Here is a 14,613-nt window from a genome sequence, read left to right on the forward strand (position 1 = left end):
GATGCTGTAAAAGTGTTTGTGACTGTTTTCAGAGATGTAGGAGGGTTATATATGAGGGTTCGCGAATCAGAGCTGCCGGGCATAGGGCGAAAAGTTGAAATGGTGACTAGAAACCGCAATAAAATTTCAATTATCATTCATCATGACGGACGGAGAGAGCTATACATTTTTGACGGAAACGATCATGAAGAGTGTGTTGCTTCCGTGCAGTTTGATGACGCTGAAGCTAGACAGATTTCTGCAATTCTCGGAGGAATGGTATATAAACCGAAAGCACTTGAAAGCGTCGAGGCAGCCCTTGATGATTTGATGATAGAATGGTTCAAAGTGGAAATTGGAGCGCCGGCCATTCGTCATACAATAGGTGATTTGGATGCAGGGCAGGAATACCATGTGACTGTTATTGCGATCATTAAAAAGAATCAAGAAAAACAATTACCTCCGGGATCTGATACAGTCATTGATGAGGGCGATACCCTTGTGATGTCCGGTGAGAGAAACAGGCTGAAGAGGCTGATCCGGGAAAAATTAACCGCAAATGAGGCTTGACCTAGCGTCAGGAAATGTTTAAAACCGGTCTTGATAGGGAAAGTTACCTCAGGTAAGTAAATGTTGGGGGATAGAAAATGAATAAACAATGGACGATTATTTTCGCACTTATTTTTACCTTAATTGTCGCTATTTTTGCAGTCATTAATGTAAGATCGGTTGAAGTTGATTACCTGTTTGGCAGATCGGAATGGCCGCTTATTCTCGTCATTTTAGGCTCGGTTTTAATGGGAGCGCTGATTGTGTTTTCTGTCGGTATTTTTCAGGTGATGAAATTAAAGCGGGAAATAAAAGCGCTGCGGAAAGAAAACGAAACGGCAATACATAAACAAGAAGATACTCAGCTTGCTGATCTGAACGACACACAAGATGCATCAGCCAGACTTGAGAAAAAAGACTAGTTTTCGAATAATATTTGAAACCCCTCAGTCTGCTCTAGTATAATAGGGTGGTTGAGGGGTGAATTTATGTTAGCGTCAAAAATGCGATGGGAAATCCAGCGACCAGATCAGGATAAGGTCAAATCACTCACAGAACAATTGCATATAACACCTCTTGTTGCGTCCCTGCTTGTAAAAAGAGGCTTTGATACGGCAGAAAGCGCAAAGCTGTTTTTGCATACAAAGGATGCCGATTTTTATGACCCTTTTGAAATGAAGGGCATGAGAGAAGCGGCAGAGCGAATAAAACAGGCGATTGCACAACAAGAACAGATTATGATATATGGCGATTATGACGCCGATGGAGTTACCAGTACGTCAGTGATGCTGCACACGCTGCAAAAGCTGTCGGCACAAGTTGATTTTTATATACCTGACCGCTTTAACGAAGGATATGGCCCTAATGAACAGGCGTTTCGTTCGATAAAAGAACGAGGCTTCTCTTTGATTATTACGGTTGATACAGGAATTGCCGCTGTGCATGAAGCAAAGGTGGCAAAGGAACTCGGGCTGGATGTCATTATTACCGATCACCATGAGCCGGGGCCGGAGCTTCCAGATGTCCACGCGATCGTCCACCCGAAGCAGCCGGGCTGCACCTACCCGTTTAAGGAGCTGGCCGGGGTCGGAGTGGCGTTTAAGCTTGCTCACGCTTTATTGGGCGAACTCCCGGATGAACTGCTTGACCTGGCGGCAATCGGCACGATTGCTGATCTTGTCCCGCTGCATGATGAAAACAGATTAATTGCAACACTGGGACTTGAAAGGCTTCGGCGCACGAATCGGCTGGGCTTAAAAGAGCTGATGAAGCTGTCTGGCGGAGACATCGGAGAAGCGAACGAAGAAACAGTTGGGTTCCAGCTGGCACCAAGGCTGAATGCTGTCGGAAGAATCGAACAGGCAGATCCCGCCGTTCATTTGCTCATGTCGGAGGATTCGTTTGAAGCGGAAGAGCTTGCCGCAGAAATTGACCGGCTGAACAAAGAGCGCCAAAAGATGGTCAGCAAAATGACGGATGAAGCGATTGAAATGGTTGAACAGCAAGGTCTCGAGCAAACTGCAATCGTCGTGGCCAAAGCCGGATGGAATCCGGGAGTCGTTGGAATTGTGGCTTCAAAGCTTGTCGACCGTTTCTACCGCCCGGCCATTGTGCTTGGCATTGACGAAGAAAGAGGAATTGCTAAAGGCTCGGCCAGAAGCATCAGGGGCTTTAATTTATTCGAGAGCCTTTCTGAATGCAGAGATATTCTTCCTCATTTCGGCGGCCATCCAATGGCGGCAGGGATGACGCTGAATGCAGCAGATGTGCCGGATTTGCGAAACAGGCTGAATGAAATAGCTGAAAACACGCTTACGGAAGAGGATTTTATTCCTGTACAGGAAGTCGATCTCGTCTGCGGTGTCGAGGATATTACAGTTGAAAGCATCACAGAGATGAACATGCTGTCTCCATTCGGCATGCTGAACCCGAAACCGCACGTTCTCGTAGAAAATGCTGTGCTGGAAGATGTCCGCAAGATCGGCGCTAATAAAAATCATGTCAAAATGACGGTCAGAAATGAGTCGTCTCAGCTTGATTGCGTCGGTTTTAATAAAGGTGAGCTTGAAGAAGGCATCGTACCGGGCTCTAGAATTTCCATAGTCGGTGAGATGTCAATCAACGAATGGAACAATCGAAAAAAGCCGCAGCTTATGATTAAGGATGCCGCTGTTTCTGAATGGCAGCTGTTTGATTTAAGAGGAAAACGGATGTGGGAAGATACGGTTTCCGTCCTTCCATCAGCTAAACGGGCCATAGTCTCTTTCAAAGAAGACTCAACAACACTTCTTCAGGCTGAAGAACTTCGCCGTGAAGTGCACGTCATCAGCTCTGAAGAACAAGCGAAGGCGTTAGACCTTAATGGCGCCTATATTGTATTGCTGGATCCGCCGCCTTCGTTGGACATGCTTGCACGTTTGCTGGAAGGAAAAGCGCCTGAGCGGTTATATTTCATTTTTCTCAATCAAGAGGACCACTTTTTATCAACATTTCCCGCAAGAGACCACTTCAAATGGTATTATGCGTTCTTGCTGAAAAGAGGCGCTTTTGACGTAAAAAAACACGGTTCAGAGCTCGCAAGACATAAAGGCTGGTCCGTTGAAACAATCAATTTCATGACAAAGGTGTTTTTTGATCTAGGTTTTGTTAAAATAGAGAATGGTGTGCTGTCTGTAGTTAGCGGAGTAAAGAAACGCGACTTAACAGACTCACAAACATATCAAGCGAAACAGCAGCTGATGGAACTGGATCAAAAGCTGAATTATTCTTCTGCTGAGGAGCTGAAGGAATGGCTGAATAAGCTGATGAAACAAGATTCAGAGGCTTGTGAAAGTACGAGGAGGACATAAAACAGATGGATTTAAAACAATACGTAACAATTGTACCGGATTACCCGAAAGAGGGCGTGCAATTTAAAGATATTACGACACTGATGGATAAAGGCGAGGTATACCGTTATGCCACAGATCAAATCGTTGAATATGCGAAAGAAAAGCAAATTGATTTGGTCGTCGGCCCGGAAGCGCGCGGCTTTATTATCGGCTGTCCCGTTGCTTACGCGCTTGGCGTAGGTTTTGCGCCGGTCCGCAAAGAAGGCAAGCTGCCTCGTGAAGTGATCAAAGTGGACTACGGCTTGGAATACGGAAAAGACGTATTAACGATCCACAAAGATGCGATTAGACCGGGTCAGCGTGTGCTTATTACAGATGACCTGCTTGCGACAGGCGGCACCATTGAAGCCACAATCAAACTTGTTGAAGAGCTTGGCGGCGTTGTTGCTGGCATCGCTTTCTTGATCGAGCTTTCTTACCTTGATGGCAGAGAAAAGCTTGAAGATTATGACATACTAACATTGATGAAATACTGAGGATAATCGCATAACGAAAAAAGCACTCCGTGTCAGGGTGCTTTTTTCCTATTGTTTGGCATTTATTTTATATAATATTTGGCTATTTGTACTTCTGCCCTTTACATCTTTCGTTTTTTTCTTGATAATTAACTACAATACAGTTTACATTCTAAAAAAGGTGATTCCATGGCGAACGAACAAGTATTGACTGCCGAGCAGGTTATTGATAAAGCGCGCAGTTATCTATCTGATGAGCATATCGCATTTGTTGAAAAAGCATATCTGTACGCTGAAGATGCTCATCGCGAGCAATACCGCAAATCGGGCGAGCCATATATTATTCATCCGATTCAAGTTGCGGGGATTCTCGTTGATCTTGAAATGGACCCTTCCACCATCGCGGGCGGATTTCTGCACGATGTCGTGGAAGATACAAATGTGACGCTCGATGACCTGAAAGAAGCATTTTCCGAAGAAGTGGCAATGCTTGTGGACGGCGTAACAAAGCTCGGTAAAATTAAATATAAATCACAAGAGGAACAGCAGGCGGAAAATCATCGCAAAATGTTTGTCGCTATGGCTCAAGATATCCGGGTCATACTGATCAAGCTGGCGGATCGTCTTCACAATATGCGGACGCTGAAGCACCTGCCTCAGGAAAAACAGCGGAGAATTTCCAATGAAACGCTGGAGATTTTTGCTCCTTTGGCGCATCGTCTCGGGATTTCAAAAATTAAGTGGGAATTGGAAGACACGGCACTCCGTTATTTGAATCCTCAGCAATATTACAGAATTGTCAACCTTATGAAGAAGAAGCGCGCAGAACGTGAGCTTTATGTCGATGAGGTTGTCAATGAAGTGAAGAAACGTGTCGAAGAAGTGAATATCAAAGCTGACTTCTCGGGACGTCCGAAACATATTTACAGCATTTATCGAAAAATGGTGCTGCAAAATAAGCAATTCAATGAAATATACGATTTACTGGCTGTCCGTATTCTTGTGAATAGCATAAAAGACTGCTACGCGGTGCTCGGCATCATTCACACATGCTGGAAGCCGATGCCCGGCAGATTTAAAGATTATATCGCAATGCCGAAGCCAAATATGTATCAATCGCTGCATACAACGGTGATCGGGCCTAAAGGCGATCCGCTGGAGGTGCAGATCCGCACCTTTGAAATGCATGAAATTGCGGAATACGGGGTTGCGGCTCATTGGGCTTATAAAGAAGGGAAAGCGGCTAATGAAGCCGCAACCTTTGAGAAAAAGCTTTCTTGGTTCCGTGAAATTTTAGAATTCCAAAATGAATCAACAGATGCAGAAGAGTTTATGGAATCGCTCAAAATCGATTTGTTTTCCGACATGGTGTATGTCTTTACGCCAAAAGGAGATGTAATCGAGCTTCCGTCCGGTTCAGTGCCGATTGATTTTTCTTATCGAATTCACTCTGAAATCGGCAATAAAACAATCGGTGCCAAAGTAAACGGAAAAATGGTGACGCTGGACCATAAGCTGCGGACAGGTGATATCGTTGAAATTCTCACTTCCAAGCATTCCTACGGTCCAAGCCAGGATTGGGTGAAGCTTGCCCAAACCTCTCAGGCAAAGCATAAGATCCGTCAATTCTTTAAGAAACAGCGGCGCGAAGAAAACGTCGAAAAAGGCCGTGAGCTTGTTGAAAAAGAAATTAAAAATCTAGATTTTGAAGTGAAGGATGTCTTAACGCCGGAGAATATCCAGAAGGTTGCGGATAAGTTTAATTTCTCAAATGAAGAGGATATGTACGCAGCGGTCGGCTACAATGGCATTACAGCCTTGCAAGTGGCAAACCGCCTGACGGAAAAAGAGAGAAAGCAGCGCGATCAGGAAGAACAGGAAAAGATCGTTCAGGAAGTCACTGAGCCTAAGCCATACCAACAGGGCAGAAAACGAGAAGCCGGCGTTCGCGTCAAAGGAATCGACAATCTTCTTGTCCGTTTATCAAAATGCTGCAATCCTGTACCAGGTGACGATATTGTCGGATTTATCACAAAAGGCAGAGGGGTTTCCGTCCATCGTGAAGACTGTCCGAATGTCAAAACGAACGAAGCTCAGGAGCGGCTGATTCCGGTAGAATGGGAACACGAGTCACAGGTTCAAAAGCGCAAGGAATACAACGTTGAGATAGAGATTCTTGGTTATGACCGCCGCGGATTGCTAAATGAGGTTCTTCAGGCAGTGAATGAAACGAAAACAAATATTTCATCTGTCTCAGGCAAATCGGATCGCAATAAAGTGGCAACCATTCATATGGCAATTTTTATTCAGAACATCAATCACTTGCACAAAGTCGTCGAGCGCATTAAACAGATAAGAGATATCTATTCTGTGCGCCGCGTCATGAACTAAAGGGGTTAAAAAATGAGATTAGTTGTTCAGCGAGTAACAGAAGCAAGCGTTACTGTGGATGAAGAGGTCGTCGGTCAAATTGGACAAGGTATGATGGTGCTGGTCGGCATCACTCACGAGGATACAGAAGCGGATGCCGCTTATTTAGCTGATAAAATTGTCAATCTTCGTATTTTCGATGACAGTGAAGGAAAAATGAATCTGTCTCTTTTAGATATAGGAGGGGAGATTTTATCTGTCTCGCAGTTTACGCTTTACGGAGATACGAGAAAAGGGCGCCGTCCAAACTACATGAACGCCGCCAAACCTGATAAAGCTTTAGGCCTTTATGAAAAATGGAACGATCTGCTTCGTGAAAAAGGAATCAAAGTGGAGACCGGAACGTTTGGAGCGATGATGGATGTTCAGCTTACAAACTCCGGACCGGTCACGCTTATGATGGATTCCAAATAAAAAAAGCTGCCAAGAGGCAGCTTTTTTTATTTGAAGTACTTCTCTAATCCGCTTTCGATCCCGTCTGTTACTTTTTCCTGATATGAATTGCTATGTACAATGGCTTCTTCCTGCGGGTGGCTGACATAACCCAGCTCATAGAGCATAGCGGGCTGCCTGTTTTCACGGAGCACATAATAATCTCCGAATAACACGCCGCGGTCGGGAATAGAAGAACGCTTTACCACTTCAGAGTGGACATCAGATGCCAGTTCCTGATCTTTGCCAGGACTGTAGTAATAAGCAGTGCTGCCTCTTGTGGAAGTATCGGCATAGCTGTCATAGTGAATGCTGATAAAAGCGTCGGCGTTGCGATAGTGAGACGTAGAGACCCGTGCCTGTAAGCTGACAAAGGTATCATCTTGGCGTGTCACATACACATCTGCTCCTGCTGATCTGAGTTTACCGGCAAGCAATTTCGCTGTTTTGATCGTCAAGTTTTTCTCGAATTGACCTGAATAACCGATCGTTCCGCTGTCTTTTCCTCCGTGTCCCGGGTCAACAATAATCGTTTTGTTGTTCAGAGAACCATTTCCGGAGTGTGAACCAGAAACAGGGGGTTCACCTGCTTCTTCCGCGCTTTTAGACGTTTGGACCACCCAATTGGCCACATAACCAGTTTGCCCGTTATGAAGCTTTATTTTATACCAGCTTCCCTTTGAACCGGTGATGGTGTACGAGTCGCCTTTTGCAGCACGCTCAACAGTCGAAGCGGATGTTGACGCATCACTTCTGATATTCGTTCCTCCGTATACGATATAGGCTTTTTTGGCGGAGGATGAACTGCCGGCATTTGCTGAATCTTCAGCTGGATCAGAACTAGTCAAAAGGTAATGACTTGCAACCCAGCCTTTGTGCCCGTTCGCCTCGATGTGAGCCCAGCCATTTTTCTCGTTTAGAACTGCCACTTTCGTTCCGCGATTTAGTTTCGTTATAATTGCGGCGTCATGTGAGGCGGAGGCTCTTACATTTAGTGAAGAAACACCGACCGTGCCTGCTGAAGCAGCGGAAGATTCAGTTTGACCACTCTTAGCAGACGCTGATCTGCTGCTGCCTGACGTGACATATTCAGACGATACCCATCCGGTGGCATTTTTGTAGGAAATCTTGATCCAGCCGGAATTTTTCTCAAGGACAGACGCCTGGCTGCCTTGCGGGAATTTGCCGATGACTTCGTATGAAGTGCCCGGTCCGGTTCTCATCCGCAGATCGGGGTCTGTTGATGTAACAGTGTCACTGCCTTTTGAAGAGCTTGTGCCGGCTTGGTCTTTCTTTGTAATAAGCCAGGAGACCACCCAACCCTTTTTTCCGGAGCCAAGCTGTATCTGCACCCAGTCTCCATTTTCCTTTAAAATGGGGTAATGCTCGCCCTTTTTCACTTTCGCTGTAATGCCGTAGCTAAGTCCAGGGCCGCTTCTGACGTTCATGTCATCTGTTGCGATAACCGCTTCTCCCTGTGCGGCTGTAACGGCAGAAAAAGTCGGGAACAGGGTCCCGGTGAAAATAATACATACAATAAGAACAAAGTATTTCTTGCTCATTATGTCCTCCTTTCTGATGATCATTAAAAAAGCATTCTTGCTTAATATCGTAAAGTCCTTTCTGATTTTTAAATAAAAATAAAATGATTTGTTTATACTAGGCGTAAATACAATCAAAAAGGTGTGCAAATCATGAAATATCATCCAAAAATGGGACGTGCATTTCACGACGGTGAAGCCAATCTGCATTACAGCGATCATGCAGATCCCGATACGACCGGTTACCTTACTGAAACAGCATCTGAATTTGGTCTTATGTCCAAAGAAGCAGCGACGAGGAAAAACAACCGGAATAAAGCTTGACAGAGAACCCCAATCCCATTATTATAATAGAAATTGAGTACATAGCAAATGATGAAAAATTTGAACCAATAATGGAGAAGAGTAGGTCAGATTGCATGACTAGAGAGGAACCGCCCCAGGCTGAAAGCGGATCCCATTGCGTCTTTCGCGAAACAACACTCCGGAGGTTTCCTGCTGAACGCGTTAATTCCGTCATTAGGCAGTGAACGTGAACCTGCGTTAAAGGATCGAGCGGGAATATGAACATATTCCAACTAGGGTGGCACCACGGGTATAACTCTCGTCCCTACTATAAATTTATAGTAGGGGCGGGAGTTTTTTTATTTTCATCATGAACGATAATTGTAATTGACATAAGGAGGTCTTCATATGGGATATAACATTCCAAGAGGAACACAGGACATTCTGCCAGGAGAATCAGATCGCTGGCAGTTTGTTGAACAAATCATGAGAGACACTTGCCGCACTTATCAATATAAAGAAATCCGCACGCCGATTTTTGAGCATACGGAACTGTTTGCCAGAGGCGTCGGAGAATCTACGGATATCGTACAAAAAGAAATGTATACCTTCCAGGACCGCAAAGGCAGAAGCCTGACGCTTCGTCCGGAGGGAACAGCCGCGGCGGTTCGCGCTTTTAATGAAAACAAGCTGTTCGCAAATCCTGTTCAGCCGACAAAGCTTTATTATGTAGGGCCGATGTTCCGTTACGAACGTCCGCAGACGGGCCGCTTCCGCCAGTTTTATCAATTTGGAATTGAAGCGATTGGCTCGAAAGACCCTGCCATCGATGCAGAAGTGATGGCGCTTGCGATGAGTATTTATGAAAAAGCAGGCTTAGAAAACGTTAAGCTTGTCATAAACAGTCTCGGTGATCAAGAAAGCCGCAAAACCTACAGAGAAGCGCTCGTGAAACATTTTGAGCCTCGCATTGAAGAGTTTTGTTCAGACTGTCAGTCACGGCTGCACACGAACCCGCTCAGAATCTTGGACTGCAAAAAAGACCGGGATCATGAGCTGATGAAATCGGCGCCATCGATTCTGACATATTTAAATGAAGAATCAGCCGCTTATTTTGAGAAAGTAAAGCAATACTTAAACGATCTTGGCATTTCGTATGAAATTGATCCTAACCTTGTGAGAGGCCTGGATTATTACAACCACACTGCATTTGAAATCATGAGCAATGCGGAGGGCTTCGGCGCAATTACGACACTTGCCGGAGGCGGACGCTACGACGGACTTGTCGAACAAATCGGCGGGCCTGAAGCACCGGGCATCGGATTTGCGATGAGCATTGAACGCCTGCTTGCCGCAATTGATGCTGAAAAAAGAGAGCTGCCAGTTGATCAGGGGATCGACTGCTACATTGTCACACTCGGCGAGAAAGCCAAGGATTATTCTGTCTCATTGGTGTACAAACTGAGAGAAGCAGGCATTTCCAGTGAAATCGATTATGAAAATAAGAAAATGAAAGGCCAGTTTAAGACGGCTGACCGCCTGAAAGCGAGATTTATTGCGATTTTGGGTGAAGATGAGCTTGCTCAAAATAAAATCAATGTTAAGGATGCAAAGACAGGCGAACAGATTGAAGTGGCACTTGATGAATTTATACATGTGATGAAGGCAAACCAAAAGGGATAAGGAGTGGAACGCATTGTTTGGAAGAACATATTATTGCGGCGAAATAACTGAAAAAGCAATCGGTGAATCCGTAACGCTGAAAGGCTGGGTCCAAAAAAGACGGGACCTCGGCGGACTGATTTTTATTGACTTGCGTGACCGTACGGGAATTGTTCAAGTCGTTTTTAACCCTGATGTGTCAAAAGAAGCGCTTGCTATTGCTGAAGGCATCAGAAATGAGTACGTGCTTGATATTCAAGGTAAAGTAGTGGCGCGTGAAGAGGGAACAGTCAATGCGAATTTGAAAACAGGCGCGATTGAAATTCACGCCGATGGAGTGACCGTATTAAATGCTGCAAAGACACCTCCGTTTGCGATTTCTGATCAAGCAGAAGAGGTATCAGAGGACGTCCGTTTAAAATACCGTTACTTAGATTTGCGCAGACCGGCTATGTATCAAACGATGCAGCTGCGCCATAACGTGACGAAAGCGGCTCGCGGCTTTTTAGATGAAAATGGATTTCTTGATATTGAAACGCCGATTTTAACAGGAAGCACACCTGAGGGCGCACGTGACTACTTGGTGCCGAGCCGTGTGCACGAAGGTGAATTTTATGCGCTGCCGCAGTCTCCGCAGCTATTTAAACAGCTTCTGATGGTATCCGGCATTGAACGCTACTATCAGATCGCCCGCTGTTTCCGTGATGAAGACTTGCGTGCGGACCGCCAGCCAGAGTTTACGCAAATCGATATTGAAATGTCCTTTATGAGCCAGGAAGACATTATGTCATTGGCTGAGGACATGATGGCAAAGATTATGCGTGATACAAAAGGTGTGGAGCTCAAGCTTCCTCTGCCTCGCATGACATATGACGAAGCGATGAACAAATACGGTTCTGATAAACCTGATACACGTTTTGACATGCTTTTGACAGATGTGTCTACCATTGTGAAGGATACCGACTTTAAAGTATTTTCATCAGCTGTGGAAAACGGCGGTGTTGTCAAAGCGATTAATGTAAAAGGAGGAGCCGGTGATTACTCCAGAAAAGACATTGACGCTCTTGGCACTTTTGCTGCAAACTATGGGGCGAAAGGACTTGCCTGGGTGAAAGTTGAGGCGGACGGAGTGAAGGGCCCGATCGCCAAATTCTTTGATGCAGAAAAACAGTCTGCGCTGATTGAAGCACTTGATGCTGCTGAAGGTGATTTGCTACTGTTCGGAGCAGATAAATTCGAAATCGTAGCCGCATCACTCGGCGCCCTGCGCTTAAAACTTGGGAAAGAACGGGGACTGATTGACGAAAACCTGTTCAATTTCTTATGGGTCATCGACTGGCCGCTTTTAGAGCATGATCCGGAGGAAGGACGTTTTTACGCAGCCCACCATCCGTTCACAATGCCTGTCCGAGAAGACCTTGAACTGATTGAAACAGCGCCTGAGGACATAAAAGCGCAAGCCTATGATCTTGTCTTAAACGGCTATGAGCTTGGCGGCGGTTCTATCCGTATTTTCGAAAAGGATATTCAGGAAAAAATGTTTGCGCTTCTTGGCTTCTCAAAAGAAGAGGCGGCTGAACAGTTTGGATTCCTGCTGGAAGCATTTGAATATGGCGCTCCTCCGCACGGCGGAATCGCGCTCGGCTTAGACCGTCTCGTTATGCTCCTCGCAGGACGTACGAACCTGAGAGATACAATTGCGTTTCCGAAAACGGCAAGCGCAAGCTGCCTGATGACAGAAGCGCCGGGCGAAGTAAGCGACGCCCAGCTTGATGAGCTTCACCTTTCCATCAAGAAAAAAGTGAAGAACTAATTGGGCAGTTGGATTCTTGAAAATTAAAATCGTCTGTGATATGATTTTGACAAGTTAAATAAAGTCCTGATGTGTTAGTTGTACACCTAGTTTTGACCGAACATTTTTTTGATTTGGGAGCCCGCATTTTTAAATGGCGTACATGCCTCTTTTCATTCGGTAAAGAGGACTTACAAGATTTAAAAGAGGGCACCCACCTGCTGAGAGCGGGTTCAAAACAAAGGAAAGCTGCAACGGCACTATTGGGACTTTATTTTTTGTGCGCAGAAAAAACGGCTGCTCATGAATCAGCCATTTTATAGATGAAAACCAGAATACGAATGTGGAGTGAGGTTCTTGTTACACCAGTTTTCACGCAATGAATTAGCTATCGGAAAAGAAGGCCTTGAAACGCTGAAAAACAGCACGGTGGCAGTGCTTGGGGTCGGCGGAGTCGGATCATTCGCGGCAGAAGCACTCGCACGGTCGGGTGTCGGCCGCATTTTGCTTGTCGACAAAGATGATGTGGACATTACAAATGTAAACCGTCAGCTTCATGCTCTTCTTTCAACTGTCGGACAGCCGAAAGTTGATTTAATGAAAGCGCGGATCGCAGACATTAACCCGGAGTGTGAAGTGATCGCGTTAAAAATGTTCTATACGGAAGAAACGTATGAGCAATTTTTTGACTATAATCTCGACTATGTCATTGACGCGTCAGACACGATTCATTATAAAATTCATTTAATGAAAGAATGTCTGAAACGGGATATTCCGCTCATTTCCAGCATGGGTGCCGCGAACAAAACGGACCCGACACGCTTCCAAATCGCAGATATTTCAAAAACGCACACTGATCCAATTGCGAAGGTCGTCCGTACGAGATTACGCAAAGAGGGCATCAAAAAAGGCGTTCAAGTGATTTTCTCTGACGAAAGCCCGATTGTCATTCGGGAAGATGTCAGAAAAGAAGTGGGAAATGACGAGGCGAAAATCCGCAAAGCAAAAATGCCGCCATCCTCTAATGCGTTTGTGCCATCAGTCGCAGGTTTGATCATGGGCGGACATGTTGTCATGGATCTTTTAAAAGACATTGAAATCAAACGCGTGAAGGATAAGTAGCGCATAGACAGCCTTGACTATCATCAAGGCTGTTTTTGTTTTATTTTCTTTTCATTAATTTGTCGTACACCTGTTTTAAGGCGGATTCGAACTTCCCTGTCTGTTTCGGCTTGTAATATTGTTTATTCTTTAGAGGATCAGGGAGATATTGCTGTTCGACCCAGCCGTTGTCGTAATTGTGCGGGTATTTATAGTCGATCCCTCTTCCTAATTCCTGAGCTCCCTTATAATGCGCATCTTTTAAGTGCTTCGGCACATCTCCGATTTTTCCGGCTCTGATATCAGCCAGCGCCTCGTCGATTGCCAGAATGGCTGAGTTTGATTTCGGCGAGAGGCAGAGTTCAATGACCGCGTTGGCCAGCGGGATTCGCGCTTCGGGAAACCCGACTCGCTCAGCAGTCTGAATAGCGTGCAGCACTCTCGGACCGGCTTGGGGGCTTGCTAAGCCGATATCTTCATAGGCGATGACAAGCAGTCTTCTTGCGATGCTTTCCAGATCGCCAGCTTCAATTAATCTCGCTAAATAATGAAGAGCGGCGTTGGCATCAGAGCCGCGGATCGATTTTTGAAAAGCGGACAATACATCATAATGCGCATCACCATCTTTGTCGTGAGAAAAGCTCTTTTTCTGCAAACATTCTTCCGCGGTTTCTAATGTAATGTGAATGACGCCGCCGGCTGACTCCTTCGTTGACAACACGGCCAGTTCAAGCGCGTTTAAAGCGGAGCGGACATCTCCGCCGCAGCCGCGGGCAAAATGCTCCATTGCCTGATCATCAATGGATACAGAATACGCGCCAAGGCCCCGATGCTCGTCATGAAGCGCCCGTTCCAGCGCCTGTTTTATCAGTTCGGGTGTTAACGGCTCAAGCTCAAAGATCTGTGTCCGGCTTCTGATCGCCGGATTAATGGCATGATACGGGTTAGCCGTGGTTGCTCCGATCAAAATGATCATCCCGTTTTCTAAATAGGGCAAAAGAAAGTCTTGTTTCCCTTTATCCAGCCTGTGAACTTCATCCAGAATCAAAATCACCTGACCCGACATTTTCGCTTCCTGGGCTACGATTTCCATATCTTTTTTATTGTTAATGACAGCATTCAGCTTTCGAAAAGCAATACTTGTCGAACCGGCGATTGCTGTTGCGACTGATGTTTTTCCAATTCCGGGCGGCCCGTACAAAATCATGGATGACAAATGTTTTGCCTGAACCATTCTGCCGATAATTTTATCTTCAGCCACCAGATGCTGCTGGCCGATAATATCCTCTATTTTTGTCGGACGCATCCGATATGCCAATGGCTTCATCATCATCTCTCCTTACTTAATTACAGGGTAACGGAAAATCGGACATTAGAAAAGAGGAAAGGCCCGTTTCCGCCTGCCTCAATGAAAATTCGCTAAAGGTATGTTATAATAACAGTTGGTCTATTAGATTATAAACGGACGAAACATATAGAAAATTACCATTATAGAT

General features: G+C 45.5%; 12 protein-coding genes, 1 other RNA gene and 1 other annotated feature. Of the genes, 11 read left to right on the forward strand and 2 right to left on the reverse strand.

What is annotated here, in order from left to right; genetic code table 11:
- Positions 1-51 precede the first annotated feature (51 nt).
- From V756_RS0112130 to dtd, 6 genes are all read left to right on the forward strand, one after another.
- On the forward strand, positions 52-549 hold the full coding sequence (locus tag V756_RS0112130; protein ID WP_024714888.1) for a cation:proton antiporter regulatory subunit: 498 nt from the start codon (positions 52-54) through the stop codon (positions 547-549).
- A gap of 77 nt (positions 550-626) precedes the next feature.
- Positions 627-950: a LapA family protein gene (locus V756_RS0112135; protein ID WP_024714889.1), complete on the forward strand. Its 324-nt coding sequence runs from the start codon at positions 627-629 to the stop codon at positions 948-950.
- A gap of 66 nt (positions 951-1,016) precedes the next feature.
- Positions 1,017-3,377: a single-stranded-DNA-specific exonuclease RecJ gene (gene recJ, locus V756_RS0112140; protein ID WP_024714890.1), complete on the forward strand. Its 2,361-nt coding sequence runs from the start codon at positions 1,017-1,019 to the stop codon at positions 3,375-3,377.
- Positions 3,378-3,382: 5 nt separating this feature from the next.
- Positions 3,383-3,895, forward strand: a complete 513-nt coding sequence (locus V756_RS0112145) for an adenine phosphoribosyltransferase (protein ID WP_024714891.1) — start codon at positions 3,383-3,385, stop codon at positions 3,893-3,895.
- A gap of 168 nt (positions 3,896-4,063) precedes the next feature.
- Entirely contained in the window at positions 4,064-6,265 is a 2,202-nt protein-coding gene (gene relA, locus V756_RS0112150) for a GTP diphosphokinase (RefSeq protein ID WP_024714892.1), read from the forward strand.
- A 12-nt stretch (positions 6,266-6,277) separates the two neighbouring features.
- Complete coding sequence (dtd, locus tag V756_RS0112155) at positions 6,278-6,718, forward strand: D-aminoacyl-tRNA deacylase (RefSeq protein ID WP_024714893.1); 441 nt, start codon at positions 6,278-6,280, stop codon at positions 6,716-6,718.
- A gap of 26 nt (positions 6,719-6,744) precedes the next feature.
- Here the strand turns inward: dtd and V756_RS0112160 are convergent, their stop codons facing one another.
- Positions 6,745-8,298 (reverse strand): N-acetylmuramoyl-L-alanine amidase family protein, encoded by a 1,554-nt coding sequence (locus tag V756_RS0112160; RefSeq protein WP_024714894.1) that lies wholly within the window; start codon positions 8,296-8,298, stop codon positions 6,745-6,747.
- Positions 8,299-8,430: 132 nt separating this feature from the next.
- Here V756_RS0112160 and V756_RS01000000122310 point away from each other — a divergent pair, with 132 nt between their 5' ends.
- The 5 genes from V756_RS01000000122310 to V756_RS0112185 all read left to right on the forward strand — a co-directional run bounded on the left by V756_RS01000000122310 (position 8,431) and on the right by V756_RS0112185 (position 13,138).
- Positions 8,431-8,601, forward strand: a complete 171-nt coding sequence (locus V756_RS01000000122310; protein WP_032682093.1) for a YrzK family protein — start codon at positions 8,431-8,433, stop codon at positions 8,599-8,601.
- Positions 8,602-8,660: 59 nt separating this feature from the next.
- Positions 8,661-8,892 (forward strand) — a binding site (T-box leader).
- A gap of 78 nt (positions 8,893-8,970) precedes the next feature.
- Positions 8,971-10,245, forward strand: coding sequence for a histidine--tRNA ligase (hisS, locus tag V756_RS0112170; protein WP_024714895.1), 1,275 nt, complete (start codon positions 8,971-8,973; stop codon positions 10,243-10,245).
- Between the two features lie 13 nt (positions 10,246-10,258).
- Positions 10,259-12,037 (forward strand): aspartate--tRNA ligase, encoded by a 1,779-nt coding sequence (gene aspS, locus V756_RS0112175; protein WP_024714896.1) that lies wholly within the window; start codon positions 10,259-10,261, stop codon positions 12,035-12,037.
- 60 nt (positions 12,038-12,097) lie between these two features.
- A non-coding RNA gene (ssrS, locus tag V756_RS0112180) (6S RNA) lies at positions 12,098-12,290 on the forward strand.
- Positions 12,291-12,373: 83 nt separating this feature from the next.
- Positions 12,374-13,138, forward strand: coding sequence for a tRNA threonylcarbamoyladenosine dehydratase (locus V756_RS0112185; protein ID WP_024714898.1), 765 nt, complete (start codon positions 12,374-12,376; stop codon positions 13,136-13,138).
- A gap of 40 nt (positions 13,139-13,178) precedes the next feature.
- On the opposite strand, the gene V756_RS0112190 is transcribed toward V756_RS0112185, so the two are convergent.
- Positions 13,179-14,444, reverse strand: coding sequence for a replication-associated recombination protein A (locus V756_RS0112190; protein WP_024714899.1), 1,266 nt, complete (start codon positions 14,442-14,444; stop codon positions 13,179-13,181).
- Positions 14,445-14,613 lie beyond the last annotated feature (169 nt).

This window comes from Bacillus tequilensis KCTC 13622 (genome assembly GCF_000507145.1).
Lineage (GTDB): Bacteria > Bacillota > Bacilli > Bacillales > Bacillaceae > Bacillus > Bacillus tequilensis.

Coding starts and splice junctions, on each gene's coding strand:
- V756_RS0112135 (WP_024714889.1), top strand. CDS start 627: ATGAATAAACAATGGACGATTATTTTCGCACTTATTTTTACCTTAATT.
- recJ (WP_024714890.1), top strand. CDS start 1,017: ATGTTAGCGTCAAAAATGCGATGGGAAATCCAGCGACCAGATCAGGAT.
- V756_RS01000000122310 (WP_032682093.1), top strand. CDS start 8,431: ATGAAATATCATCCAAAAATGGGACGTGCATTTCACGACGGTGAAGCC.
- V756_RS0112160 (WP_024714894.1), bottom strand. CDS start 8,298: ATGAGCAAGAAATACTTTGTTCTTATTGTATGTATTATTTTCACCGGG.
- hisS (WP_024714895.1), top strand. CDS start 8,971: ATGGGATATAACATTCCAAGAGGAACACAGGACATTCTGCCAGGAGAA.
- dtd (WP_024714893.1), top strand. CDS start 6,278: ATGAGATTAGTTGTTCAGCGAGTAACAGAAGCAAGCGTTACTGTGGAT.
- V756_RS0112190 (WP_024714899.1), bottom strand. CDS start 14,444: ATGAAGCCATTGGCATATCGGATGCGTCCGACAAAAATAGAGGATATT.
- V756_RS0112130 (WP_024714888.1), top strand. CDS start 52: ATGAGGGTTCGCGAATCAGAGCTGCCGGGCATAGGGCGAAAAGTTGAA.
- V756_RS0112145 (WP_024714891.1), top strand. CDS start 3,383: ATGGATTTAAAACAATACGTAACAATTGTACCGGATTACCCGAAAGAG.
- relA (WP_024714892.1), top strand. CDS start 4,064: ATGGCGAACGAACAAGTATTGACTGCCGAGCAGGTTATTGATAAAGCG.